General features: G+C 54.3%; 21 protein-coding genes. 10 read left to right on the top strand and 11 right to left on the bottom strand.

Annotated elements, in window-relative coordinates; genetic code table 11:
* Window positions 1–44: 44 nt before the first annotated feature.
* The 3 genes from DACE_RS03915 to DACE_RS03905 all read left to right on the top strand — a co-directional run bounded on the left by DACE_RS03915 (window position 45) and on the right by DACE_RS03905 (window position 2,073).
* The gene (locus DACE_RS03915) at window positions 45–845 is read left to right on the top strand and encodes a family 1 encapsulin nanocompartment shell protein (protein ID WP_005998484.1); all 801 of its coding nucleotides are present in this window, start codon (window positions 45–47) and stop codon (window positions 843–845) included.
* 68 nt (window positions 846–913) lie between these two features.
* The gene (modD, locus tag DACE_RS03910) at window positions 914–1,750 is read left to right on the top strand and encodes a ModD protein (RefSeq protein WP_005998483.1); all 837 of its coding nucleotides are present in this window, start codon (window positions 914–916) and stop codon (window positions 1,748–1,750) included.
* Window positions 1,751–1,824: 74 nt separating this feature from the next.
* Complete coding sequence (locus DACE_RS03905; protein ID WP_040366179.1) at window positions 1,825–2,073, top strand: CDGSH iron-sulfur domain-containing protein; 249 nt, start codon at window positions 1,825–1,827, stop codon at window positions 2,071–2,073.
* A gap of 819 nt (window positions 2,074–2,892) precedes the next feature.
* Here the strand turns inward: DACE_RS03905 and DACE_RS17010 are convergent.
* From DACE_RS17010 to atpD, 10 genes are read right to left on the bottom strand one after another with little or no spacing between them, the layout of a single operon-like run.
* Complete coding sequence (locus DACE_RS17010; protein ID WP_005998481.1) at window positions 2,893–4,122, bottom strand: alpha/beta hydrolase family protein; 1,230 nt, start codon at window positions 4,120–4,122, stop codon at window positions 2,893–2,895.
* Between the two features lie 24 nt (window positions 4,123–4,146).
* Entirely contained in the window at window positions 4,147–5,025 is an 879-nt protein-coding gene (locus tag DACE_RS03895; protein ID WP_005998480.1) for a F0F1 ATP synthase subunit gamma, read from the bottom strand.
* On the bottom strand, window positions 5,022–6,542 hold the full coding sequence (locus DACE_RS03890; RefSeq protein WP_005998479.1) for an alternate F1F0 ATPase, F1 subunit alpha: 1,521 nt from the start codon (window positions 6,540–6,542) through the stop codon (window positions 5,022–5,024). Before DACE_RS03890 ends, DACE_RS03895 begins: the two co-directional genes overlap by 4 nt.
* The gene (locus DACE_RS03885) at window positions 6,535–7,326 is read right to left on the bottom strand and encodes a F0F1 ATP synthase subunit B family protein (protein ID WP_005998478.1); all 792 of its coding nucleotides are present in this window, start codon (window positions 7,324–7,326) and stop codon (window positions 6,535–6,537) included. Before DACE_RS03885 ends, DACE_RS03890 begins: the two co-directional genes overlap by 8 nt.
* 4 nt (window positions 7,327–7,330) lie before the next feature.
* Window positions 7,331–7,609, bottom strand: coding sequence for a F0F1 ATP synthase subunit C (locus DACE_RS03880; protein ID WP_005998476.1), 279 nt, complete (start codon window positions 7,607–7,609; stop codon window positions 7,331–7,333).
* Window positions 7,610–7,630: 21 nt separating this feature from the next.
* Window positions 7,631–8,302, bottom strand: coding sequence for a F0F1 ATP synthase subunit A (locus DACE_RS03875; RefSeq protein ID WP_005998474.1), 672 nt, complete (start codon window positions 8,300–8,302; stop codon window positions 7,631–7,633).
* Entirely contained in the window at window positions 8,293–8,595 is a 303-nt protein-coding gene (locus DACE_RS03870; protein WP_198912592.1) for an ATP synthase subunit I, read from the bottom strand. The genes DACE_RS03875 and DACE_RS03870 overlap by 10 nt, the downstream gene beginning before the upstream one ends.
* Window positions 8,582–8,920 (bottom strand): AtpZ/AtpI family protein, encoded by a 339-nt coding sequence (locus DACE_RS03865; protein ID WP_005998471.1) that lies wholly within the window; start codon window positions 8,918–8,920, stop codon window positions 8,582–8,584. Before DACE_RS03865 ends, DACE_RS03870 begins: the two co-directional genes overlap by 14 nt.
* On the bottom strand, window positions 8,913–9,302 hold the full coding sequence (locus tag DACE_RS03860; protein ID WP_005998470.1) for a F0F1 ATP synthase subunit epsilon: 390 nt from the start codon (window positions 9,300–9,302) through the stop codon (window positions 8,913–8,915). Before DACE_RS03860 ends, DACE_RS03865 begins: the two co-directional genes overlap by 8 nt.
* Window positions 9,292–10,740, bottom strand: coding sequence for a F0F1 ATP synthase subunit beta (gene atpD, locus DACE_RS03855; RefSeq protein ID WP_005998469.1), 1,449 nt, complete (start codon window positions 10,738–10,740; stop codon window positions 9,292–9,294). Before atpD ends, DACE_RS03860 begins: the two co-directional genes overlap by 11 nt.
* Before the next feature lie 444 nt (window positions 10,741–11,184).
* Here atpD and extJ point away from each other — a divergent pair, with 444 nt between their 5' ends.
* Both extJ and extKL read left to right on the top strand, forming a co-directional pair.
* On the top strand, window positions 11,185–11,418 hold the full coding sequence (gene extJ / locus DACE_RS03850) for a selenite/tellurite reduction operon protein ExtJ (RefSeq protein WP_005998468.1): 234 nt from the start codon (window positions 11,185–11,187) through the stop codon (window positions 11,416–11,418).
* 83 nt (window positions 11,419–11,501) lie between these two features.
* Window positions 11,502–12,863, top strand: a complete 1,362-nt coding sequence (extKL, locus tag DACE_RS03845; protein WP_272940847.1) for a multiheme c-type cytochrome (seleno)protein ExtKL — start codon at window positions 11,502–11,504, stop codon at window positions 12,861–12,863.
* Between the two features lie 2,007 nt (window positions 12,864–14,870).
* Here extKL and uvrC read toward each other — a convergent pair.
* Window positions 14,871–16,709 carry an excinuclease ABC subunit UvrC gene (gene uvrC, locus DACE_RS03830; RefSeq protein WP_005998465.1) on the bottom strand — a complete coding sequence of 613 codons (1,839 nt, stop codon included), beginning with the start codon at window positions 16,707–16,709 and terminating at the stop codon, window positions 14,871–14,873.
* 263 nt (window positions 16,710–16,972) lie between these two features.
* Here uvrC and DACE_RS17005 point away from each other — a divergent pair, with 263 nt between their 5' ends.
* From DACE_RS17005 to DACE_RS03805, 5 genes are all read left to right on the top strand, one after another.
* Window positions 16,973–17,497: a cyclic nucleotide-binding domain-containing protein gene (locus DACE_RS17005; protein WP_005998464.1), complete on the top strand. Its 525-nt coding sequence runs from the start codon at window positions 16,973–16,975 to the stop codon at window positions 17,495–17,497.
* A gap of 22 nt (window positions 17,498–17,519) precedes the next feature.
* On the top strand, window positions 17,520–18,632 hold the full coding sequence (locus DACE_RS03820; protein ID WP_005998463.1) for an AI-2E family transporter: 1,113 nt from the start codon (window positions 17,520–17,522) through the stop codon (window positions 18,630–18,632).
* 38 nt (window positions 18,633–18,670) lie between these two features.
* A complete protein-coding gene (locus DACE_RS03815; protein WP_005998462.1) occupies window positions 18,671–20,620 on the top strand; it encodes a cache domain-containing protein in 1,950 nt (649 codons plus the stop codon).
* On the top strand, window positions 20,617–22,005 hold the full coding sequence (locus DACE_RS03810) for a sigma-54-dependent transcriptional regulator (RefSeq protein WP_005998460.1): 1,389 nt from the start codon (window positions 20,617–20,619) through the stop codon (window positions 22,003–22,005). The genes DACE_RS03815 and DACE_RS03810 overlap by 4 nt, the downstream gene beginning before the upstream one ends.
* 388 nt (window positions 22,006–22,393) lie before the next feature.
* Window positions 22,394–22,993 carry an acetate uptake transporter gene (locus DACE_RS03805; protein WP_040366200.1) on the top strand — a complete coding sequence of 200 codons (600 nt, stop codon included), beginning with the start codon at window positions 22,394–22,396 and terminating at the stop codon, window positions 22,991–22,993.
* Window positions 22,994–23,408 lie beyond the last annotated feature (415 nt).

Here is a 23,408-nt window from a genome sequence, read left to right as displayed (position 1 = left end):
TCACGCTATTGAGAACGCGCCCTAACGCGACAGGAGAAAGAATCATGGATTTACTACGTCGAGAACTCGCTCCCATCAGTCCGCAAGGGTGGAGTGAAATTGATACCATGGCCCGAGAAACCCTGGTGGCTAACCTTTCCGGGCGCAAATTTATTGATATGGACGGCCCCCACGGCATCGGCCATGCCTGTGTCACCTTAGGACGCCTGGCTGTGAGTAAAGACAGCAGCGATGGCAATGTCGGCTATGGACTCCATCAAGTGCAACCGTTGATGGAAGCGCGGGTTAACTTCAGTCTCGAAACTTGGGAGCTGGATAATATTGAGCGGGGTGCCAAGGATATTCAGCTCGATGCTTTGGTGCAGGCGTGTCGCGATATTGCCCTGTTTGAGGAAAGGGCCATCTACCAGGGATTTGAACCGGCGGCCATTGCCGGTCTGCACGATACTGTCAAAGGGGAAGAGATTGACCTGTCTCTGGATATGGATGTGATTGTCGATGCTGTGTCCGAAGGGCAAACCCGTATGCTTAAAGAGGGGGTGGAAGGCGGCGCCAACCTGGTCGTTTCGCCGACCATCTGGAAGTTCCTTGCCCGCAGCACTCCCGGCGGAACTCTGCGTTCCATCATCGAAACACAGATCGGTGGTCAGGTGATCTATTCTGAACTGGTCAAAGATGCTCTGCTGGCTGCCAGCCGCGGCGGAGATGTGGAGTTGACCGTTGGTCAGGATCTGTCGGTCGGCTATCACAGCCATACCGCCAGTGAAATCCATCTGTTTATTACCGAGTCATTTACTTTCCGGGTGGTGGCTCCCGAAGCCCTTGTTGGTTTTACCCTGGCCTGATTGGCCTTAACAACCCCACCATACGCCCTGCAGGTTTACTGCGGGGCGTTTTTTCTGAGGAGGACGCGGTGTTTATCAACCAGACCATGGTGGATCAATGGATTGAAGAGGATGTGCCGGGATTGGACCTCACCTCGCATTTACTGGAGATGGCGGCCATTGATGCACGGATGTGCTTTGCCACGCGTCATGAGACAACTGTGGCTGGCGTGACCGAAGCCGCCGGAGTCTTTCGTCGTCTCGGGGCCGAGGTGGTGTTGCATGCCCAGAGCGGACAAGCTCTGGCTGCGGGGGAAACCCTCATGGAGGTGTCTGGAAATGCCGAGGCCCTTCATGCGGGCTGGCGGGTGGCTCTCAATCTGCTCGAATATGCCGGAGGCATTGCCACGCGCACCGCCGGTCTGGTGTCCAAAGCACAAAAGGAAGGTGTGGCGCGAATTTGTGGTACGCGTAAGGCATTTCCCGGTGCACGACGGCTTTCACAACAGGCGTTGATCGCCGGGGGCGGAATCCCTCATCGTTTGGGGTTGGGGGAGAGCGTACTGATTTTTGCCCACCACTACGACCTGATCGGCTTTGAGCGTTTCGTCGACCGCTTACCGGCCCTTAAAGCGGCTGCCCCGGAAAAGAAAATCGGCGTGGAAGTAACCACTCTCCAACAGGCGCGTCAAGTGGCGGCCCGTGGTGCCGACAGTGTGCAGTTGGATAAATGCAGTGTCGAAGAGCTCAATGAAATGGTGACGGTGTTGAAACGCGATTTTCCCGACCTGCTGGTGATTGCCGCCGGAGGCATTAATGGCGACAATGTTGCTGCCTATGCCGCAACCGGAGTTGATCTGCTGGTCACCAGCTGGATGTATTTTGGCAAGCCGGCGGATATCAGTGCACACATGACGCGTTGTTGAGGTGACAATCAACCGCTGCTATACTCAACCCGATCAGAAGCCCATTGTTGCCTCTATGGATAAAGAGAGAATTTATGTCAAAAATGAATAATGATGCCGGAATGCCCATTGCCCTGACTTTGGAACCCGGTACCTACTACCGTTGTACCTGTGGCAGATCCGAGAACTTGCCGTTTTGCGATGGCCACCATCAGGGTGGAAAGAGTGTGCCGTTGCAGTTTGAGGTGCTGGAAAAGAAGAAGGTCTATCTGTGCAGTTGCGGCAAAAGTGAGCGACAGCCGTTGTGTGATGGCCAATGTGGGACGGATCTTTCTTTGCTGTAACAGAAGGCTCTGTTCCACGTTGAGCTATATGCTCACGTGACGTTCGATGCTTCTGAACGGGTGGGTAGAGATACAGTGTCGGCTGCCGGGACGAAACCCGGCGACCTTGACTTTGATCTTGATCTTCAGTGGTTTGTCATTTGAAACGAAGCGCACCGGCGAACTTCATCCGTCCGCAATGGTGGTACCCACATGACGCGGGCTTCCGCGCCCGCCCGTCGGTCCCCTTTTGCGTCGACAAAAGGGGAACAAAATCGACTCCCGTCATTGCGCCCTTACGGGTTACCTCTCTACGTTCACTAACACCGCGATGTCGGCAAAACTTGCTGACGCTCAAACAGGTTGCCGACAACCATCGCGCTGACCGTTCTCTTCGTTCGGCGCTGCTGAACGGGAGGGCTTGGCTGCTAAATGACAACTTTGCCGCAAGGGTGGGCACCGTCCCACCCGTTTGATCGGTGCCACGGAAAGAATAGAGCAAGGCGTGAGCCTGTTATCAATGTTTTACACCAAAGCTGATGAGTTGCACGATTCGTCGACCTAAAGGGCGGCGAGCCGAATCTGTGACGCATAACAGAAACAGACTCAGTGTAGGTGAATCCAGGTTCAGGAGGTGTTCAAGCTGGCTTTTGCGTACTTTTGGGCGGCAAGCCAAAAGTATGTCGGCTGCCGGGACGAGACCCGGCGGTCTTGACTTTGATCTTGAGCTTCAGCTTCAGTGGTTCATCATTTAGAACAGATCGCGCGGGAAAACTTCATCCGTTCACACCGCATAGTGCGCATATAACGCGGGCTGCCGCCCGCACGTCGGTCCCTGTCCTACCACGCCTCATCCAAAATCGAGAAAAAATCATCAATCACCTGTGGGCTGGCAAGAATCGAAACATGCCCTTCATCGTAACCGAAGATGCGTTTCGCTTCACGCTGGGCAGGATCAAACAGCAGGCTTTTGATTGGTATGGCGGTATCTTTGTAACCGAACAACAGATAATAGGAAATGTTGCCGGGTAATTTGTGCTTAAAAATGGCCTGCTGATAAGGACTGTCCGTGGCTATATCGTACCAGGAGGGCACCGCTGCCGGAGCGTATTTGATGCCGATTTTTGCCGAGTCGAGCCCTTCCCAGGGGGCTGAAAAAGAGACAAACACATCGACGAAATCTTGCTGGGCAATGGCCGGGTCGAGCAGAATACCCCGGCCGATCAGTCCTCCCATACTGTGGGCGACAACCGCCATGTGGTTAAAGCTGTACCGGTCATGCAGGTTGCGCGTCATCCCGGCCAGTGTTTCGGTCAACCGTTTCAGAGGTAATCCTGATGGATAGAAATAAAACCACGCCTGATAGCGGGAGGTGTCCATGCGCTGGTAAAAATGGCGCCAGTCCAGTGGTGAGCCGACGGCACCATTGATAAACAGGACCGGAATTTTACGGGGATCATAAGGCTCAAGGAAGTAGATGCCGATACCGGCTTCGCGGAGAAAATCAACCGGAGCCCACATCCCTTTGTGCGCAAACTCGGGACCAAACTCCGGACGGTCGAAGTCCGCGATGTCACCAACGATCAGACGCAATTTCGATGGTGTTGCCTCCTTGACCGGGCACACCTTGGCCATCTGTGGCGGGATCTGTTGGTCCGTTGACAACGTCAGATCGATCCGCAGGTTGCGTTGATTGCGGCTCAATGCCAGAGGAGTGGCGTCACAGGTGGAAACCGCTGGTTCGGTCTGGTCAAAGAGACCGTTGTTATTGAGATCCTGAAAAGCCATCAGGCAGTAAGCATGTTCCACCGGGGCAAACAGGGCGTAATGATCGGAGCCAAAACGCAAGGTGTCGACACAGACTCCGTCTGAATCCATCAGGGTCAGATACACTGGGGCCTTATCATTCGGTCGAATAAGCACTCCGGCAATTACGCCATGGGTTTCCATATCGTGTAGATTGCGTTCTAGCAGGGAGAAGATTCTCGGGGTGCAGGCGGTCAGACACAGCAGCAGGGTCACGATGACAAAACGGTGCCACGGCAATCGGTGTGTCAATGCAAAGAGCATAGCCCTGAAGTCTCCTTGGTGGTGTCAACGACCTTCATGGTTGAGCTGTTCAAAGCCAAAGGTCACATCGAACAGCTCGGCGTCAATGGTGTCCTGGCGGCGACGGTGATAGGTGCGCTGCAGGCTGTCGAGCTGGTCCTGAATGTTCTTTTCCGCCCGTTGCATGGCCGTCAAACGGCAGATGTTTTCACTGGCCAGAGATTCGGCGCATGCCTGAAAAAACGAGATGAACAGATACTCCTTGAGCAAGGCGATGAAGGTATCGTCAAGGCGGCCGCAGATCTCGGGCAGTGCCGAAGATGGCCAGTCGAGGCGACTCAATTCCTCCTGCCACGCGAGGTCGAGCGGCAGGATGGTCCGCATGCGCGGGACATAGGTGGTGCCGAGATGGGGCGCATTGTAAAAGACCTGCATACCATGACGTTGCGGTGTCAGGCTAAGATCGGCATTGTCGAGCTGCAGATCAATGCCCAATTCAGTGATTGAATCAACGCTGGTCGGTATGCGATACACTTGATCGGCGGCATGGTTGTGCGTCTCAAGCTGACCGGCAATCCGTTCGCCGATGGCAATCAAATGCCGGGGCTTGTTTCTGGGAAGTTTTTTCAGGGCAAAGGCCACCAGACTTTCATTGAACTGGCCGACCAGTCCTTGATCTGAGCCGAAGATCAGCACCAAGGTCAGTGGCGGGTCTTGTTGGTTGTTTTTGAAGTTCGCCGGCAGGGCGCGCAGGCAAGCACTCAGACCCAGATCAACCGTGTGGCCGTAATGGCGTAACGATTCTACAGCTTCTTCGTATTGATTGATGCTGGAAGCGGCCAGCGCTTTCATGGTGCGCACTACTCCGGCGAGATCGGTGGCGCTGTTGATTTTGCGTTGCAGGCCGAGCAGGGTGTCGCTCATGATGCGTTCTCCGTCAGTGCCCGGCGCGCCAGAGCTGTGATCTCGTCCATAACCGCGGTGTCAAAGGTTGCTTCCCCTGTCAGTTGTTGCTGTTGCTTCTCATCGAGTCCCTTCATGGCATCGCGCACGGTTTGTTCGGCGGTCGCCATGCTCTCCTCATCAATCGGATCAAACAGACCACTGTTGAGAGCCTGCAGCACGCCCAGCTGTTCGATCACCGAAACCGGGCTGTATTGCTGTTGTTTCAGGCAGGCGCGAATGCGTCGGCCATGGTTGATGGTGGCCTGAGTCGATTCATCGAGCCGGGTGCCGAAGCGGGCAAAGGTTTCCAGTTCTTCAAACTGGGCATAAGCGAGTTTCAGGTTACCGGCAATCCTGCGGTACGCTTCGAGTTGGGCTTTGCCGCCCACCCGCGACACCGATTTGCCGACATCAATGGCCGGCAGCGCGCCGAGTTCAAACAGGGTGGGCGATAGATACAGTTGTCCGTCGGTGATGGAGATCAGGTTGGTGGGGATATACGCCGACATGTTCTGCGCTTCGGTTTCGATAATCGGCAGGGCGGTAAGCGAACCGCCGCCGTGGTCCGGGTGCAGGTGGGTGGCGCGTTCAAGCAGCCGCGAGTGGATATAGAAGATGTCGCCGGGAAATGCCTCGCGGCCGGGCGGGCGGCGCAGCAATAGTGACAGTTCGCGGTAGGCGCGGGCGTGGTGGGTCAGGTCGTCATAAACAATCAGCACATCATCGCCCTGGCGCATAAACTCTTCAGCAATGGTGGTGGCGGCATAGGGGGCGATGTATGACAGGCCCGGAGGGTCGTTGCCCTCGGCCACCATGACCACGGTGTAGTCCATGGCGCCGCGTCGTTCCAGCTCGGCGATAACCCGTGCCACGGCAGCGGAGCGCTGGCCGATGGCGCAGTAGACGCAGCGGACATTTTTCCCCTTCTGGTTGAGGATGGTGTCGATGGCGATGGCGGTTTTGCCGGTTTGGCGGTCGCCGAGGATCAGCTCACGCTGGCCGCGACCGATGGGTACCAGGGCATCAACCACCTTGATGCCGGTATGCAACGGCGTGGTGACCGGAGCCCGTTCCATAATGGCCGGAGCCGGACGTTCAATGGGCAGGCGGTGCTGATTGTTGACCGGCCCCTGTTGGTCGAGGGGCGCACCCAGTGGGTTGATCACCCGGCCGATCAGCGTCTCGCCCACGGGGACATCCATGACCCGCCCCGAGCGTCGTGCTTCATCGCCGGTATGCAGATATTGATAATCACCGAGCAGCACCACGCCGACTTCGTCGGCATCGACATTGAAGGCAATTCCTTCAATACCATGGGGAAACTCAACCCGTTCCTCGGCACCGACACCGGGCAAGCCGTTGATTTTGGCAATGCCGGTGGAAACCGTGGTGACGCGGCCCGATTCACGGATGGCCACGTGATCCGGTAACGCATCCACGCCCTGTTTGAGGTGGGTGCAGGCCGAATCGATCCATTGCTGAAAAAGATCACTCATTGTCCTGCTCCGTGTTGTCGTCACAAGGCTGTGACGAGGCATGGGTCTGGCGCAAGTGATCCGACAGATCGGCCAATTGGCTGGCCAGCGTCCAACTGACTTTATGGCCGTCAGTCAGCAGTTCGGCACCGCATAGCAAGTCAGCCTGAGTTTCAAACACCACATTTTTACAGTCGAGGGCCTGGTGCAGTTGTTCAGAGATCCACTGTTGCTCCTGATCCTCGAGTGGTGCGCTGGTGACCAGACGAGGTGGTTTTGATGCGCTGGCCAGCGCCGTTGTCAGTTCCTGCTTTTCTGTGTCGTCGAGGTGGTGGAGTTTGTCCATGAACACCCGCAGACTCTGTTGTTCCAGAGAGCGGTCAGCAAGCTGTTCGAGCATGTGCTGCAACGATGACAGCAGTTCATTTTCAATGCGTTGGTGGATGCGCAGGCTTTCCGCTTCCTGTTCGGAGCATAACTGGTCATGCCAGACCTGCCGCTTGTTGTCGACGTCGCGGCGCACTTGTTCACTGAGGTGTTGCTTCAGTGTTGCCGCTTCGGTGCGGATGTCATCCAGTGCCTGCTGACGATTTTGTTCCAGCTCTTCGCGCTGCGCGATGAGTTGTTTTTGCAGCTCTTGGGCCTGTTGCTCACGCTGTTCGGCTTCCTGCTGTTTGTCACGCAACCGTTGCTCACGTTTGTCGATGGCGTCCAGCAGCGGTTTGTAGAGAAAACGCTTGAGCAGCCAGACCAGGATCAGGAAATTGATCAGCTGGGCAATGATGGTAAAGGTATCCAATAGCATGGCGTTACCCTCCTGCCGCCTCCAGGAAATGGTTCCAGAACGGATTGGCGAACAGCACGATCATCGACACGACAAAACAGTAAATAGCCGTTGATTCAACCATGGCCAAACCGACAAACAGGGTGCGGGTAATGGTCGAAGCGGAATCGGGCTGCTGGGCCAGGGATGTCAAGGCCGAGGCCACAGCGCGTCCTTCGCCAAGTGCCGAGCCGATGGAGCCGATGGCGATGGTGATACCGGCAGTGAAAATGGAGATCATAGCGATCCAGGTTTGCGCTTCCATAACTCCTCCTGAAAGAAACACCTATTGAGGATGAATTCGGATGGCCGCAGCAATATAAACGATGGCCAAAACCGAGAAAATGTACGCTTGAACCATGCCGGTGAGCAGACCGAGCAGATTCATTAATAACGGAAAAATCAACGGTGCGATCATCAGTAAAATCGCACCGATCATGGCACCGCTCATCATGTTGCCGAACAGGCGCACCGCCAGAGCCAGAGTGCGCGACAGCTCACCGATGAGGTTAAACGGCAACATGATCCATACCGGCTTGAGATACGAGGCCAGATAGTCCCTGACGCCCTGGGAGCGAATGCCGTAATAAGGCACAGCGACAAACACGATCACCGCCAGAGCCGTGGTGGTTGACAGCGAGCCGGTCGGCGCCTGATAGCCGGGAATGATCACCAGCAGGTTGGATAGGGCGATAAAGATGAACAGGGTCCCGATCAGCGGCAGATAGTGGCGGGCCGGTTTCAGCCCGGCGTCCTTGAGCAGGTCGACCATGGCAATGATAATCATCTCCAGTAATGCCTGCAGCCGGGTATGACGGTCTTGTTGGGCCAGACGCCGTGTCAGCAGCCAGCTTCCCCCGACCAGTACCACCATCAGCACCCAGGTGGTGACAATGGTCAGGTTGAGATTAAACCAGCCATGGCTCCAGAAAATGACGGCATCGGAGCTTAATTGCATGGTGTCCTCCTGCCTGTGTCGGGTTGGTTGACAGTGCGTGATACCACCGGCCGCGCCACGATAAACCCGGCGGTGCAGAGTAACAACCGCCACCATTGATCAGCACTGACCCAGTAAAAGCCCACCAGGGTGATAGCCACCCGAATCAGCATGCTGCCGATAAACCACAGTGCCGGATGCGGCGAAGTGACGGCCCGTTTCACGGTCCACCACAACCCGGCAAAGAAGATCAGGCCGAGGATAAAGCCGACACTGACGGCTAATGCGCCACCCAACCAGTCACTGGTCATCATTGTCCTCCTCTTGCGTCTCCGGCTGATGGTGAATCTGCTGCTCTTCGTGGGAGACCCAGCGCCAGGCCGCCAGACAGCCAAGGCCGATGCCGATGGGCAGCAGCGTCAACGTCCACGATGGGCCGCCTTGCACATGGCGGTCCAGCCAGATGCCCACGGCAATGGCCACCAATGTCGGTATTGCCACGGACCAGCCGACAATGCCGAACAGGCTGAAGCCGCTCCACAGTGGTTGTTGATTGCGGATCTGCTCCGTGCGCTTGCGCTGGGCTTTGCGATCAACGGTTTCGTGAAAGCGCTCCTGATGTGGCTTGCGATCACTCATGGCGATACTCCGCCAGCCGACGGATAAAACCGCTTTCGATTTTAGCGAACAACATGCGCACATTCTGCTCCCGTTCCGTGAGTTGTAAAAATTCTTCGCGGACAATCTGTTGCAGTTCGTCGAGATCATCACTGGCCACGGCATGGCGCACCGACACCGATACCTCCAGACCGGTTTTAACCAGAATGCCGGTATCCGTGGCCACATACCGTTCCACGCCGTCGTCGTGGCGATAGGTGAGAATTCCCGCGCTGATCGGTGTGATACAGTCGCGCCGCCGCGGCAGAAAACCCAGAGCGCCATTAGGAGTCTCAACAACAAGGTGGCCGACGTTGTCATGGCTGGCGAAGATGCGAGACGGCAGTAAAATGCTAAGTTTCATCGTCACCTCCCTGTTGCTTCTCCTGAATGGTCTGCCATTTTTCGCGCGCTTCCTCGATGGTGCCGACCATGTACAGGGCCTGCTCCGGGCAGTCGTCAAACTCACCGGCGAGAATCTGCTGACACCCCTCCAGTGCCTGCTCACGATTGACCAGTTTTCCGCTCATGCCGCTGAACTGCTCGGTGGTGAAGAACGGCTGAGTGAGAAAGCGTTCCAGGCGGCGTGCCTTGGAGACAATGGCCCGATCCTTTTGTGACAACTGTTCAAGGCCGAGCATGGCGATGATATCTTTCATCTCCTCATACTGGGCCAGGGTCTGACGCACCTGGCGGGCGATGGCGTCGTGATGGTGGCCGACAATCGATGGATTGGCCATTTTTGAATTGGACTGCAGCGGGTCGATGGCCGGGTACAGCCCTTCGCTGGCCCGCTTGCGCGACAGGACGACAGACGCGGACAGGTGCGAGAAGGTATGTACTGCCGCCGGATCGGTAAAATCATCCGCCGGTACATACACCGCCTGAATCGAGGTGATCGCTCCGGTCTCGGTGTTGGCAATGCGTTCCTGCAGTTGCGACAGCTCGGTGCTCAGAGTCGGCTGGTAACCGAGACGCGACGGCATCTGGCCCATCAGCCCGGAGATCTCCGAACCGGCTTGGATAAAGCGGAAGATGTTGTCGATGAGCAACAACACGTCGCGGTGCTCATCATCGCGAAAATATTCGGCCATGGTCAGGGCGGCGTGACCCACGCGGAAGCGGCTGCCCGGCGGCTCGTTCATCTGGCCGAAGATCATTGCCATGTTGTCGAGCACGCCAGCTTGTTGCATATCCCGATACAGTTCCTCCCCTTCACGACAGCGTTCGCCAATGCCGCAGAACAGGCTCACCCCTTCATGCTGATGAACCATGTTGTGAATCATTTCGGTGAGTAGCACGGTTTTTCCGACACCGGCGCCGCCGAACAAGCCGGTTTTTCCGCCGCGCTCCAAAGGTGTCAACACATCAATAACCTTAATGCCGGTTTCAAAAACTTCAGGTTCGGTAGAACGTTGACTCAACGGCGGAGACGGTTGGTGGACCGAGCGCCATTGCAGATTCTCGGCAGGCGGTTTACGGTCAATGGGGTTGCCGAACACATCGAACATGCGCGACAGGATGGCGTGGCCCACCGGAGCCTGCAAGGGCGTGCCGTTGTGAGTGACGACCATCTGGCGGGCCAATCCCTGGGTCGGGGTTAAAGCCATGGCTCGCACATGAGAAGCGTCGAGTTGCGAAGCGACTTCGAGGATAATGTTCTCCAGGTCAGGGCAGTGGAGTAACGTGTGGATCTCCGGAAGATGCTCGGGAAAAAACACATCGACAACACTGCCGCGAATCGCAACAACGTGACCTTGGAACGTGGCTTCACTTGCGGTACTGGGGTGTTTATTATCCATGATCCATCCCGCCTTGCGGCGCGTGACTTAAGAGAAAGAACGTCTATGTCTATACTAACGCAGATCGATGAAAAATCCAGTCATTCCCGGTTGTACTACCCTGTTCAAAGCCGCACCAGATCTAACTTTGATGTGCGTGTATCATTAAAATGAAAACTCATTCTATAATCCGACTTTTCTTGACACGGCTTACAATTCTTGATAGTCAGGATGTATACGCGCCGCCTAACAAGAGGTATTATTTACCTTTTTTGTTTAAAATTGGCTGGCCGTTTTCTGATTATCCGTATGATGCCGGATGGTTAGGATGAAAAGGTCGAACGATCATTCTTTGGCTTGATAATAGAGTTCTATTATATTAATATATATGATTATTTGTTCTGCCTGTGGGCAGTTTAGGTAGAAGTTCGTTGTCACTTTTAATTCAACTAGAGGAGAAACAACATGAAAAAAATGATCGTTCTGATGGCTACTGCTGCATTTATCGGTGGCCTGTGCTCTGCTGCTTTCGCCAGCGTCGATGGCGAAGTTGTTAAAGTTCGCGGTAGCAAAGTAACAGTAGAAGTTTCCCGCTCTGACGCTAAAAAAATCTCCAAAGGCGACAAAGTTGAGATGGATATCGAAAAAGGCGCTGCTGCCGCACCTTCCGGCGGCAACGATATGCTGACTGGTTGCTAAGAATTTCATACTCTTAGCTTGCATCTAGGGACCCTCATCCCCAGTGAGGGTCTTTTTTACACGCACATCCATAGGATATCACAATGAATCGACTTAGAAGTATCAGCCTTTCGCTGCTGATCGTGCTGCTCAGCGCCACCTGCGTCTTCGCCATTGGCGCCGGCGTTGGTCGTGACGGCACCATCGCAGCCACCAAAGGCAAAGCCAAGACCCTGGCAGAGCTGATCGAGATGTATGACTCGACCGCCTGCATCGACTGTCACGAAGAGATTCACGACGACTGGGCGGCATCTCCCCACGCTCGTCCCATGTACGGCACCGGCCGCACCGCTGCCACCATGATCACCGCTATGAAAAACGGTTTCATGTCCTGGGCGTACTCCGGTGTTAATGGTCCGGAAGACGTTAAGGTTGAGCACCTGATGGGCTGCGCCAAGTGCCACCTGCCGCAACTGGCTGACGCCGAAGACAGCGTTGCCGTTGAGCTGGTTGAAACTCTCAACAGCTGGTACGATGCCGCCAAAGCCGGCAAAGCTGACGAGCGCGCCAAGTACGAGGAAACTCTGCTGGCCCTCAACATCAACTGCCTGATCTGTCACAACCGCATGGCCATCACTCACAAGTGGACCGACGGTTATCCGCAAAGCGATACCGTTTATGGCTTCAACGAAGGTGAGCACGAAGACGAGCACTTCACCAAAATGAAGGTCAGCCCGATCATGAACGAGTCGATCTTCTGTGGTCAGTGCCACGGTCTCGGCCCCAACTTCGAGCTGGAAAACCCCACCCAGTGCGCCACCCTGTACGGCAGCTACCTGTGGTCTTACACCGCTGAAGGTGGCCACGAGCGTTGCCAGGAATGCCACATGGAGAAATCCGGCCTGGGTCACAAGATCCTGAGCTACAGCGATCCCACCATGCAGGAAATGGCTGTTGACTTCGACGTCGAAGCCTTTGCCACCCGCTGGCGTGATGGCAGCAAGCTGACTCCGAAAACCGTCCTGAAAGTGAAAATGACCAACCGTGCCGGCCACGCAATCCCTGATGGCTGACCGACCCCTAACCGACTGGTTCTGTCGGTACGTGCAACAACTGAAGAAGAAGGGGAAATTTTCACCAAAGACATCATCTACATGCCGACGCCTCAGCAGTTCGGTCGCAGCGACATCATGGGTCGTGGACCTTACGAAAAGAGCGGCATCATCGAAGACACCTGTCTTCCTCCAGGAAAAGAAGTTGAAGAGCGTTTCGACATCTTCTTCCCCACGGATGACGTAAAAAATGCTGCCGGCAAAATGGTACGAGAAACTCTCGAGCGCGAGATGGACGTCACCGTTGAGCTGTGGTACCTGCCTTTCGGCAACAAGCGGACTTCTGCTCAATTGTGGAAAGAGTGGGAAGAAACTATCACGATCAAGTCAGATGGTCTTGGTAGCCCGCGCTAAAAGGCGCTAAAGCAACACTTAAAAGCCCCTGCAGAGATTTCTGCGGGGGCTTTTTTGTTTACGGGCCTCTTTGATGCGGCAGAGGCGGAGATTATGACCATCTGTGGTTCCTGTTCTTGAACGAATTGCTCTGGCAGACATCTTCCGTTCGCAATGTTGGTACCCACATGACGTGGGCTTCCGCGCCCACACGTCGGCTCCCTTTTGCGTCGACAAAAGGGAGGCAAAATCGACTCCCGACCATTGCACCCTTGCGGGTTCCCTCTCTCCATTCTCTTACATCGCGATGTCGGCAAAACTCGCTACCGCTCAGACAGGTTGCCGACAAACATCGCGCTGACGTTCATTGCGTTCGGTGCTGCTGAACGGGAGAGCTTAGTTGCTAAATAACACACTTCTGTAGGGTGGGCACTGCCCACCCGCTTTACACGTACCACGGAAGGAATAGAGAGAGACATGAGCATGTTATCAACGTTTTACGCCAAAAATGATGCGTTGCACGATTCGTCGACCTAAAGGGCGGCGAGCCGAATCCGTGAAGCATCACGGAAACAGATGCATTGTCGGTTAATCCAGGTCCAGGAGGTGTTCAAGCTGGCTTTTGCATACTTTTGAGCGGCCTGTCAAAAGTATGTCGGCTGCCGGGACGAAACCCGGCGACCTTGACTTTAATCTTGATCTTTAGTGGTTCGCTATACGGAACTGATCGCGCTGGCAAACTTCATCCGCTCGTAATGTTGGTACCCACGTGACTTGGGCTTCCGCGCCCACACCTCGGGCCACATTTTGCGTCGACAAAAGTGGCGCAAAATCGACTCCCGACCATTGCACCCTTGCGGGTTCCCTCTCTCCATTCTCTTACATCGCGATGTCGGCAAAACTCGCTACCGCTCAGACAGGTTGCCGACAAACATCGCGCTGACGTTCATTGCGTTCGGTGCTGCTGAACGGGAGAGCTTAGTTGCTAAATAACACACTTCAGTAGGGTGGGCACTGCCCACCCGCTTTACACGTACCACGGAAGGAATAGAGAGAGACATGAGCATGTTATCAACGTTTTACATCAAAGGTGATGCGTTGCAGAATTTGCCGACCTAAAGGGCGGCGAGCCGAATCCGTGAAGCATCACGGAAACAGACGCATTGTCGGTTGATCCAGGTTCAGGAGGTGTTCAAGCTGGCTTTTGCATACTTTTGAGCGGCCTGTCAAAAGTATGTCGGCTGCCGGGACGAAACCCGGCGACCTTGACTTTAATCTTGATCTTTAGTGGTTCGCTATACGGAACTGATCGCGCTGGCAAACTTCATCCGCTCGTAATGTTGGTACCCACGTGACTTGGGCTTCCGCGCCCACACCTCGGGCCACATTTTGCGTCGACAAAAGTGGCGCAAAATCGACTCCCGACCATTGCACCCTACGGGTTCCCTCTCTCCATTCTCTTACACCGCGATGTCGGCAAAACTCGCTAGCGCTCAAACAGGTTGCCGACAAACATCGCGCTGACGTTCATTTCGTTCGGTGCTGCTGAACGGGAGAGCTTGGCTGCTAAATAACAAACTCTGGCAGGGTAGGCATTGCCCACCCGTTTTATCGGTACCACGGAAGAAATGGAGCGAGACATCATATTGTTATCAACGTTTTACGTCAAAGGTGATGCGTTGCAGAATTTGCCGACCTAAAGGGCGGCGAGCCGAATCCGTGAAGCATCACGGAAACAGATGCATTGTCGGTGAGTCCAGGTTCAGGAGGTGTTCAAGCTGGCTTTTGCATACTTTTGAGCGGCTAGTCAAAAGTATGTCGGCTGCCGGGACGAAACCCGGCGACCTTGACTTTGACTTTGACTTTGACTTTGACTTTGATCTTGCTCTTCGGTGGTTCGAAATCCGAAACGGACAGCTCTGGCAAACTTCATCTGTCCGCGATGGTGACGCCCACATGACGCGGGCTGCCGCGCTCGCACGTCAGCCCCCTTTTGTGTCGACAAAAGAGACGTAAAATCGACTCCCATCATTGCGCAGAATGGAAATAATCGTACACAGCCTGTGCCACACTATCCGGCACGCCTGGAACCTGTTGCAACTCTTGCAACGACGCTTTTTTCACCTTGGTCACACTGCCGCAATGCTTGAGCAATGCTTTGCGCCGCCCCGGTCCAACCCCAGGAATTTTATCCAATTCCGATTCCAAGGTCGCCTTATTGCGCAACTTACGATGGTGAGTAATAGCAAAACGATGCGCTTCGTCCCGCAGCCGTTCAAGCATAAACAGCGCTGGCGACCCCTGGCGTAACACAACGGGATTTTTTCGCCCGGGGCGGAAGAATCGCTCCTCGCTGCGTTCAACGGCATGCCCACGCACATTGCGTTTCACACGGCTCTTGGCAATAGACACCAGGTCAATGCGGGAATGCAGGTTGAGTGTGGTCAAAACATCGTCCACCATGGCCAGTTGCCCTTTACCGCCATCGATCAGCACCATATCGGGCAGATCCTGCTCTTCGATGCCACGCGACAATCGGCGGGTCAGGACCTCATGCAATGAGGCAAAGTCATCAGCGCCTTCCACGGTTTTAATGCGATAATGGCGGTACGCGGCTTTATCGGGTTCACCATCGGTGGTCACCACCATACTACCAACACTGTACTGACCCTGAACATTAGAGATATCGTAACACTCCATCCGTTGCGGCAGCCGGGACAGCCCCAACGACTTCTGAATATCTTCAAGAACTGCGGTGCGGGCATCACGGCGGTCACCTCGCTCACGATAGCTTTCTGTGGCATTTTTATTAGCCAGTTCGAGCAACTCACTGCGTGCCCCGCGCTTGGGCACCTGCAGATGCACTTTACTGCCGCGCCGCTCACTGAGCCACAACTGTAACGTCTCGGCACTGCTGGGCAACAACGGCAGCAGCACCTTCGGCGGAATCAGCGTATCGCGACCGTAGTATTGCTGAAGAAATCCGGCCAGAAGTTCATCTTCGTCCAGGGTCCAGCTTAAAAGATAACTGCGCCGCCCCACCAGTCGACCGGCACGGACAAACAGCAGGCACACTTCCACTTCGCCGCCTTCGCGATGCAGCCCGACAACATCGCTATCGGTCCCGTCGGCACTGACCACTTTCTGTTGCTCAATGGTCTGCTCCATGGCCCGAATCTGGTCACGCAACCGCGCGGCTTCTTCGTAATTCATCTCTTGAGCGGCCTGAGCCATCTTGTCGCGCAGCATGTTAATCACATCATCATGACGCCCGGAGAGGAAGGCAATGACTGTATCGACCAGTTTGCGATAGTCCTCCTGACTGATCTTGCCATGACAGGGCGCACTGCACTGACCGATCTGATAAAACAGGCAGGGCCGATCACGACGTCGGCACTGCTGCCAGCGGTGATGACGCAACGGAAAGATCCGATACAACTCCTTGAGGGTTTCCTTTAAGGCTCCGGCGGAGGAATAAGGCCCGAAATACAGGGCTCCATCCCGCTTGACCCGGCGGACAATCTGAATACCGGGAAACGGCTCGGTGATGTCAATACGTAGCGACACATAGGTTTTATCATCGCGCAAATTGATGTTGTAACGGGGTTTATGTTTCTTGATCAGAGTGTTTTCAAGAATCAGTGCCTCTTTTTCCGTGTCGGTGACAATCGTTTCGACCCGCACCACCCGGCGCAATAAAAACTGAACATGGGCGCGCGTGTCTTCACCGCGCACATAGTTACGCAACCGAGCACGCAAATTACGCGCCTTACCGACATAAAGTACCCGGCCATCTTCGCCAAACATCAGATAGACGCCGGGGCGAGTGGCAACCAGAGACAGATCAAGATCGTGAATGGAGTCCATGAGCCTTCCAGGGAAAAGAAACGGTGTCCTGACGTTAGCAACCCCGTCTGAAGCTGTCAACCTGCGGGATCAGCTCACCCGGCCCGAAACATGTAAACGTTTTTTCTGGTCTTGACTTGCCATGTTGGTATAATCACGTTTTACATTGATTCTGTATTAACAGATGTTTGGACGCAACCTGTTGGAATAGCACCACTCAGTTTTTTCCGACAGTGAAGACCTTTTGTCCCTCTGTTAATCATGAAGATACAAGGAGTTACCGTATGAACGGGCTGTGGGAATCGATTTTCCGTTCCAAGACAGATGAGGAAACCTTAGCCGGTTTTCTAGCCAAAATCCCGGTATTTACCGAACTGGGTAAACGTGACCTGAACTACCTGGAAAACCTGGTCCACGTCCGCAACTACAAAGCCCACGAAACGGTTTTTGAGCAGGGCGATCCCGGTTCCGGTCTGTATATCATCCGCAGTGGGAATGTGGCGATTTTCACCCGCGATAATTACGACCGCGAAGAGGAACTGGCACTACTCGGCCCCGGCGATTTTTTTGGCGAAACCACTCTGGCCTCTCCGGCACCACGGACCGTCTCAGCACGAACCACGGAATCCTGTGAACTGCTGGGGCTGTTTCGCTCGGACCTGTTGGCAACGTCGGACAAGCATCCAGAGATCGCCAACCGCATCCTGTTCGGACTGACAAAAATGATCAGCGAACGTCTGCAAACAGCAACGTTCCAACTGCGCAACCTGCAACAGCGCCTTGAAGAGAAGGAATCTCCCCAGTCATGACCGTCATGACGGAGTCGGGTTTATGAGCCTCAACAAAGCACATTTTCTGCTGTTTTATCTGACCATGACGGCAGCAATTGCCAGCGGTCTGGCCATCTTTTCGTCGGCTTCGACCATCACGGTGCTGCTGCGTTCTGCGGCCTCCGGACTGTTTGTCCCCCTGCTGCTGTCGTTGATCGCCGCCTTCCTGCTCGACCCGCTGGTCAATGCCATGGAAAAACGCCACATCCCGCGCACCCGGGCGATTTTCAGTGTATTTTTCATGATTTCGGCAACACTGCTATTGCTCGGCAGTTGGCTGATTCCCTATACGCAGAACATGTGGGACTCCCTGCTGTCCGACTTTCCCCGTTACACGTCACAACTGATCACCTATCTGCGCGAGGCACAAGCGTCCTGGCAGAGTCGTTTCCCCTTTTTGGAACAATACGACCTGACCCAGACCGTGCGGACCACGGCAGAGCAGGTACTATCCTTCATTCTGGTGCAAACGCCGAAATCCGCTTTAAAGCTGGGCAGCTTGATGATCCTAGTGCCGATCTTCTCTTTTTTCTTTTTACGCGACGGCACCACCATCATGCGCGGGCTGACCTCTCTGGCTCCCAACCGCTATTTTGAGATGGCCCATGACCTGTCGTTTCTGGTCAGCCGCCAGATGGCCCACTTTGTTCGTGGCCGCATTATCGAGGCAGCGATCATCGGCATTGTCGTGGCTACCGGACTCAGCCTGACCGATATCCGCTATGCACCACTACTTGGACTGTTTGCCGGAATCACCAATCTGATCCCCTATATCGGCCCAATTGTCGGCATGATCCCCGGCATCCTTATTGCCGCCGTCGACCTTGGTCTCGGCGGACAATTCTGGTGGATCGTTATCCTCTACATCCTCATTGCCCAGGTGATTCTCGACAACTTTATTCTGATTCCGATTTTGATCTCACGCGTGGCCAACCTGCATCCGGTGCTGGTGATTCTAGCCATCGTCATGGGCGGAAAGCTCTACGGAGTACTCGGTATGATCATCGGCGTACCCATTGCCAGCGCCTTTAAAATCGCCTTTATTGAGATCCGTCACTACCGCCGCGCCTTTGCCCTGCCGGAAACCGGCGGTGAGCGCCATTCATCGCCGTAGCGACGGCATCAGAACACGAAGAGGATAGGACGGCTGTGATGAAGCTGATGAAAAGTTTGCGTTTGCGATGGAAAATGCTGGTGGTGGTTCTGCCGCTGGTACTTATTCCGTTGATCGTTGTCGGCGGCATTGTCAGCTACACCTCTGTCGATCTGGCCCGCCAGGGCATCAACAAGGCCAGCATGGACGATCTCGAACACATGGCGGCCTTTACCCGCCACTTGCTCGAATCCCATCATCAGCAGTTTCAGGTCTACCAGAAGGAACGTAAAGACGACTTCATCACCGACTTAAAAACCCTGGCCAAGATCGCAGAAAACATGGTGGCCGCCGAACAGCGGTTAGTGGAAAACGGCGAGATTACCCTCAAAGTTGCTCAACAACGTGTCCGCAAGCAACTCAAACAGGTCAATATCGGCGAAACAGGCTATCTTTACGCCCTGACCAGCGACGGCACTCTGCAGGTACATGTAGCCCGCGAACAGGAAAACATTCTCAACGAACAGGACGGTGACGGTCGCTTTTTCATCCGTCAGATGGTCGAAACCGCCAAGGCCACGGAACCGGGAGAACTTAACCTGATCCGCTATCCGTGGCGCAATGAAGCTCTCGGCGACACATTGTTCCGCGAAAAGCTCGCCGCTTATCTGTATTTTCCCCAATGGGACTGGGTCATTGCCGCAGCCGGTTACATCTCGGAAAGCTACACCGACATGATGTTCGAGCAGCAGGCCCTCAACGACCTCAAAGAAAAAATCAAGCAAAAGAAAGTCGGATTAACCGGCTATATCTTCTGCATGAACAGCAAGGGGACCTTTACCATTCATCCTCAGGATGAGGGGCAAAACTTTATCGACATCCGCGACCGCAGCGGCCACGAATTCATCCGCGAGATGTGTGAAAAAAAACAGGGTTGGATCCGCTACCCGTGGGGCGACGAAGGCGCAGCACGGATGAAAATTGTCCGCTACGAATACTTTGAACCGTGGGATTGGATCGTCGCCGTCGGCTGCTATGAAGATGAATTTTACGAAGCCGCCAACACCATCAGTTGGAACAGCGCCAAATTGACGTTGGCCGTCACCTTGCTCACCAGCCTGATCTGTGTGTTGCTGGTCAGCTACGCTTCCAAAGTGTTCACTGATCCGATTCGCGAGATGATCCGTGTCATTCGCCGCGTTAAAAAAGGTCATCTTGACGAACAGATGGATATCGATAGCAACGATGAACTCGGAGAGCTGGCTCACACCTTCAACCGCATGACCGAAATCATCACCCAGAACCAGGAAATGCAGGCCAGTCTGGCTCAGCACGGCAAGATGGCCTCTCTCGGTGTGTTGTCCTCCGGCGTCGCCCATGAGATCAACAACCCACTTGGTGTCATCCTCGGCTATGCCGGTTATATCGAAAACAAGATCGGCGAAAAAGATCCAAACTACCATTACATTCACGAAATCAAGCGCGAGAGCAAACGCTGCCGCAAAATCGTTCAGGATCTGCTCAGCTATGCCCGCACCCCGCAATCGGTGCTGGAAAAAACCGACATCAACGCCTTGCTTGATCAGATTGTCGATTTCGCCGCCAACCATACTGATATGCACCACGTCACCATCGTCAAAAATCTCAGCCCCGGCCTGCCTGAGCTGAACATTGATGGCGACCAGATGCGCCAGGTGGCCATCAATCTGATTCTCAATGCCGGTGGCGCCATCAAAGACCATGGCCGCCTCGAGGTAGAAACACGCCGTGACAACGAAGACATTCTGATCATTTTTCGCGACAGCGGCGTTGGTATTGAGCAGGAGATCCTCGAGCGGATTTTTGAGCCCTTTTTCACCACCAAAGAGAAGGGAACCGGACTGGGCCTGGCGATCTCCAAACAGATTATTGAACAGCATCACGGCAGCATTCACATGACCAGCACCCCTGGCGTGGGCACGACGGTCACAGTGCGCCTGCCGCAGGACAGTGAGGAGTACCTGTTATGAGTGGAGGACAACGTGTCCTGTTGATCGACAACGAAGAGGGGCTATGCCGCATGATGGAAGCGGTCCTCAAGGACAGTGGCTATCAGGTCAAATCCTACACCCGCTCCTTTGAAGCCGTCGAAGATTTTGAAGCCGAAACCTATGATCTGGTAATCAGCGACATTAAGATGCCCGGTATGGACGGTTTGGAAGTGCTGCAAAAGATTCGCAGCAAAGACCAGCGTGTTCCCGTTATCATGATCACCGCTTATGCCACGGTGGAAACCTCAATCCAGGCGTTGCGTAAAGGCGCCTACGACATGCTTACCAAACCGTTCGAACCCGAAGAGCTGTTGTACCGGGTCAAAAACGCCCTTAATCACACCCTGTTGGCAGAAGAGAATCAGGAACTGAAGAAAGAACTGTCCGACAAGTTCTCCTTCGACAATATCATCGGGGCCTCCTCCGGCCTCAAATCGGTGCTGGAAACGGTCAAGAAGGTTGCGGTTCGCGACACCTCGGTCCTGATCACCGGCGAATCTGGGACCGGCAAAGAGCTGATTGCCCAGGCCATCCATCATAACTCGCCACGCCGCAACCAGCGTTTCATGGCCATCAACTGCGGCGCGCTACCCGAATCGGTACTGGAAAGCGAACTGTTCGGCTACAAAAAAGGAGCATTCACCGGTGCCGGCAGTGACCGCAAAGGCATTCTCGAAACCGCCGACGGCGGGACCCTGTTTCTCGATGAGATCGGCAACCTGCCGATGAATGTGCAGAAAACCCTGCTGCGTTTTCTTCAAGAACAGGAGTTCATGCGCATCGGCGACACCAAACCGATCAAGGTTGATGTACGGGTGATCTCCGCCACCAACGCCGACCTACAGGAAGAGATGGACGAAGGGCGCTATCGCGAGGACCTGTTCTACCGTCTCAATGTCGTCAACATCCATTTGCCGCCGCTGCGCGAACGCACCGCAGATCTGCCTCTGCTGGCCGCCCATTTCATCCGCCAGCAAAACAAGAAATTCGGCACCAGCGTCCAGGGGCTCACCCCCGAGGCCATGCAGCTCTTGTGCGCCTACGACTGGCCCGGCAATATCCGCCAGATGGAAAATGTGGTTGAAGCGTGCATGACGCTGGAGAGTGCCGACCTCATCAGTTTATCGGTACTGTCGCAGTTCATCACAGTCGATGCCACCAATCAGACCACTCCGGCCCCAACCTCCTCGGAAGACTACGCCCAGGCACTGGGGGAATTTGAAACCAACTATCTGATCAATCTGCTCAACTCCACCGGAGGCAATGTCGAAGAAGCCGCCCGCCAGGCAGGCATGAACATGGCCACTATTTATCGCAAGCTGAAGAAATATCAGATTCGCAAAGAAGACTATTTACCTCGATAGATTTTTGCAAAAATGCAAAAAAAAACCGCCACGCCCACCAGCTCCCTCCAGAGAAAAACAAAACATCCTTGAGAAAACGGTAACTTAAAGAATAAATCAAAAAAAAGGCACGCAGCTTGCTAAACGTATACACAACGTTAACTCGTTCTGCAGGATTCGTGTGATGCGCGATAAAACCGTTTGCCCATTTTTCAGAAAAGATGAAGACATCTGCGATGTGGGCTGTGAATACATGTCGAACCACGACATCAAAACCATTATCACTTACTGCACCGACAAATACGATCAGTGCATCAAATACGGCGAACTAAGCGAGAGATTTCCCGGAATGCTGCCGAAAGAGGCAGCCTTTCAATCTCATACCAATGGAATGAATAAGGAGAAGATCATGGCAAACGAATCACAAAATCTGTCACTGCAAGACACCACTGCAAACCCTGCACCGCTGGGCCTGCTCGGCTTCGGCATGACCACTGTCCTTCTGAATCTGCACAACGCAGGCTTCTTTCCCCTTGATGCCATGATTCTCGGCATGGGCATTTTCTACGGCGGCCTTGGACAAATCCTCGTCGGCATTATGGAATGGAAAAAGAACAACACCTTCGGTGCCACCGCATTCACCTCTTACGGTCTGTTCTGGCTGACATTGGTTGCCCTGATTCTGCTGCCGAAAACCGGCGTTGTTGAAGCATCCTCTCCCTTTGCTATGGGTTGCTACCTGAGCATGTGGGGCCTGTTCAGCGCATTCCTGTTCCTCGGCACCTTCCGTCTCAGCCGTGCACTTCAGGTGGTCTTTGGTTCTCTGGTTCTGCTGTTTGCCCTGCTGGCCGCTGCCGACTTCACCGGAAACCATGCCCTGAAAGTGATTGCCGGTTATGAAGGGATCTTCTGCGGTCTGTCTGCTTTCTACACCGGTCTGGCTCAGGTCATGAACGAAGTGTTTGATCGTGAAGTTGCCCCTCTTGGTGCCGTTGTCATCAAGAAGTAGTTCTGTACCGCAAGCGTGAAAGACATAACAGCGTTTTCATTCTTGCAATTATGCTGAACTATGTTATGCCCGTTTTGCAAAATTGCAAAACGGGCATAACTGTTTTAACCACTCAATGTTGCGCCTTTTTCTCACACCGTTCCCCACAAAGGAACAATGTGTTCCAAGTTATTTGCAGGCGTGCAAATCACTTATCGGACGACGACACTCTGAAACGAACACAGCTAAAGGAAATTCTTCTTAAAAAACAGAACCTTGTTTGTTTTTTGCTGCAAAAAGAAATTCTTGGCATATCCTCTGCATTCTAATATCATTAAAACATGACGGTACCCCCACGTTACCCACACTCCCGCCGCACCCACACCAACCGCGCCGGGAACAACGTGAATTGCTCTACCAAAGCAATCGGCATCGT

Origin of the sequence: Desulfuromonas acetoxidans DSM 684, from assembly GCF_000167355.1 — a bacterium.
Lineage (GTDB): Bacteria > Desulfobacterota > Desulfuromonadia > Desulfuromonadales > Desulfuromonadaceae > Desulfuromonas > Desulfuromonas acetoxidans.
Note: the sequence above shows the minus strand (reverse complement) of the source record. Positions and strands in the feature narration are given on the sequence as shown.

Excerpts from the sequence above, each read along its gene's own strand:
- DACE_RS03860 (WP_005998470.1), bottom strand. The coding sequence starts at position 9,302 with ATGAAACTTAGCATTTTACTGCCGTCTCGCATCTTCGCCAGCCATGAC.
- DACE_RS03820 (WP_005998463.1), top strand. The coding sequence starts at position 17,520 with ATGAGCCTCAACAAAGCACATTTTCTGCTGTTTTATCTGACCATGACG.
- DACE_RS03915 (WP_005998484.1), top strand. The coding sequence starts at position 45 with ATGGATTTACTACGTCGAGAACTCGCTCCCATCAGTCCGCAAGGGTGG.
- DACE_RS03865 (WP_005998471.1), bottom strand. The coding sequence starts at position 8,920 with ATGAGTGATCGCAAGCCACATCAGGAGCGCTTTCACGAAACCGTTGAT.
- DACE_RS03905 (WP_040366179.1), top strand. The coding sequence starts at position 1,825 with ATGTCAAAAATGAATAATGATGCCGGAATGCCCATTGCCCTGACTTTG.
- atpD (WP_005998469.1), bottom strand. The coding sequence starts at position 10,740 with ATGGATAATAAACACCCCAGTACCGCAAGTGAAGCCACGTTCCAAGGT.
- DACE_RS17005 (WP_005998464.1), top strand. The coding sequence starts at position 16,973 with ATGAACGGGCTGTGGGAATCGATTTTCCGTTCCAAGACAGATGAGGAA.
- DACE_RS17010 (WP_005998481.1), bottom strand. The coding sequence starts at position 4,122 with ATGCTCTTTGCATTGACACACCGATTGCCGTGGCACCGTTTTGTCATC.
- DACE_RS03810 (WP_005998460.1), top strand. The coding sequence starts at position 20,617 with ATGAGTGGAGGACAACGTGTCCTGTTGATCGACAACGAAGAGGGGCTA.
- DACE_RS03895 (WP_005998480.1), bottom strand. The coding sequence starts at position 5,025 with ATGAGCGACACCCTGCTCGGCCTGCAACGCAAAATCAACAGCGCCACC.
- DACE_RS03880 (WP_005998476.1), bottom strand. The coding sequence starts at position 7,609 with ATGGAAGCGCAAACCTGGATCGCTATGATCTCCATTTTCACTGCCGGT.
- extJ (WP_005998468.1), top strand. The coding sequence starts at position 11,185 with ATGAAAAAAATGATCGTTCTGATGGCTACTGCTGCATTTATCGGTGGC.
- DACE_RS03815 (WP_005998462.1), top strand. The coding sequence starts at position 18,671 with ATGAAGCTGATGAAAAGTTTGCGTTTGCGATGGAAAATGCTGGTGGTG.
- uvrC (WP_005998465.1), bottom strand. The coding sequence starts at position 16,709 with ATGGACTCCATTCACGATCTTGATCTGTCTCTGGTTGCCACTCGCCCC.
- DACE_RS03885 (WP_005998478.1), bottom strand. The coding sequence starts at position 7,326 with ATGCTATTGGATACCTTTACCATCATTGCCCAGCTGATCAATTTCCTG.
- DACE_RS03890 (WP_005998479.1), bottom strand. The coding sequence starts at position 6,542 with ATGAGTGATCTTTTTCAGCAATGGATCGATTCGGCCTGCACCCACCTC.
- DACE_RS03875 (WP_005998474.1), bottom strand. The coding sequence starts at position 8,302 with ATGCAATTAAGCTCCGATGCCGTCATTTTCTGGAGCCATGGCTGGTTT.
- DACE_RS03805 (WP_040366200.1), top strand. The coding sequence starts at position 22,394 with ATGGCAAACGAATCACAAAATCTGTCACTGCAAGACACCACTGCAAAC.
- DACE_RS03870 (WP_198912592.1), bottom strand. The coding sequence starts at position 8,595 with ATGATGACCAGTGACTGGTTGGGTGGCGCATTAGCCGTCAGTGTCGGC.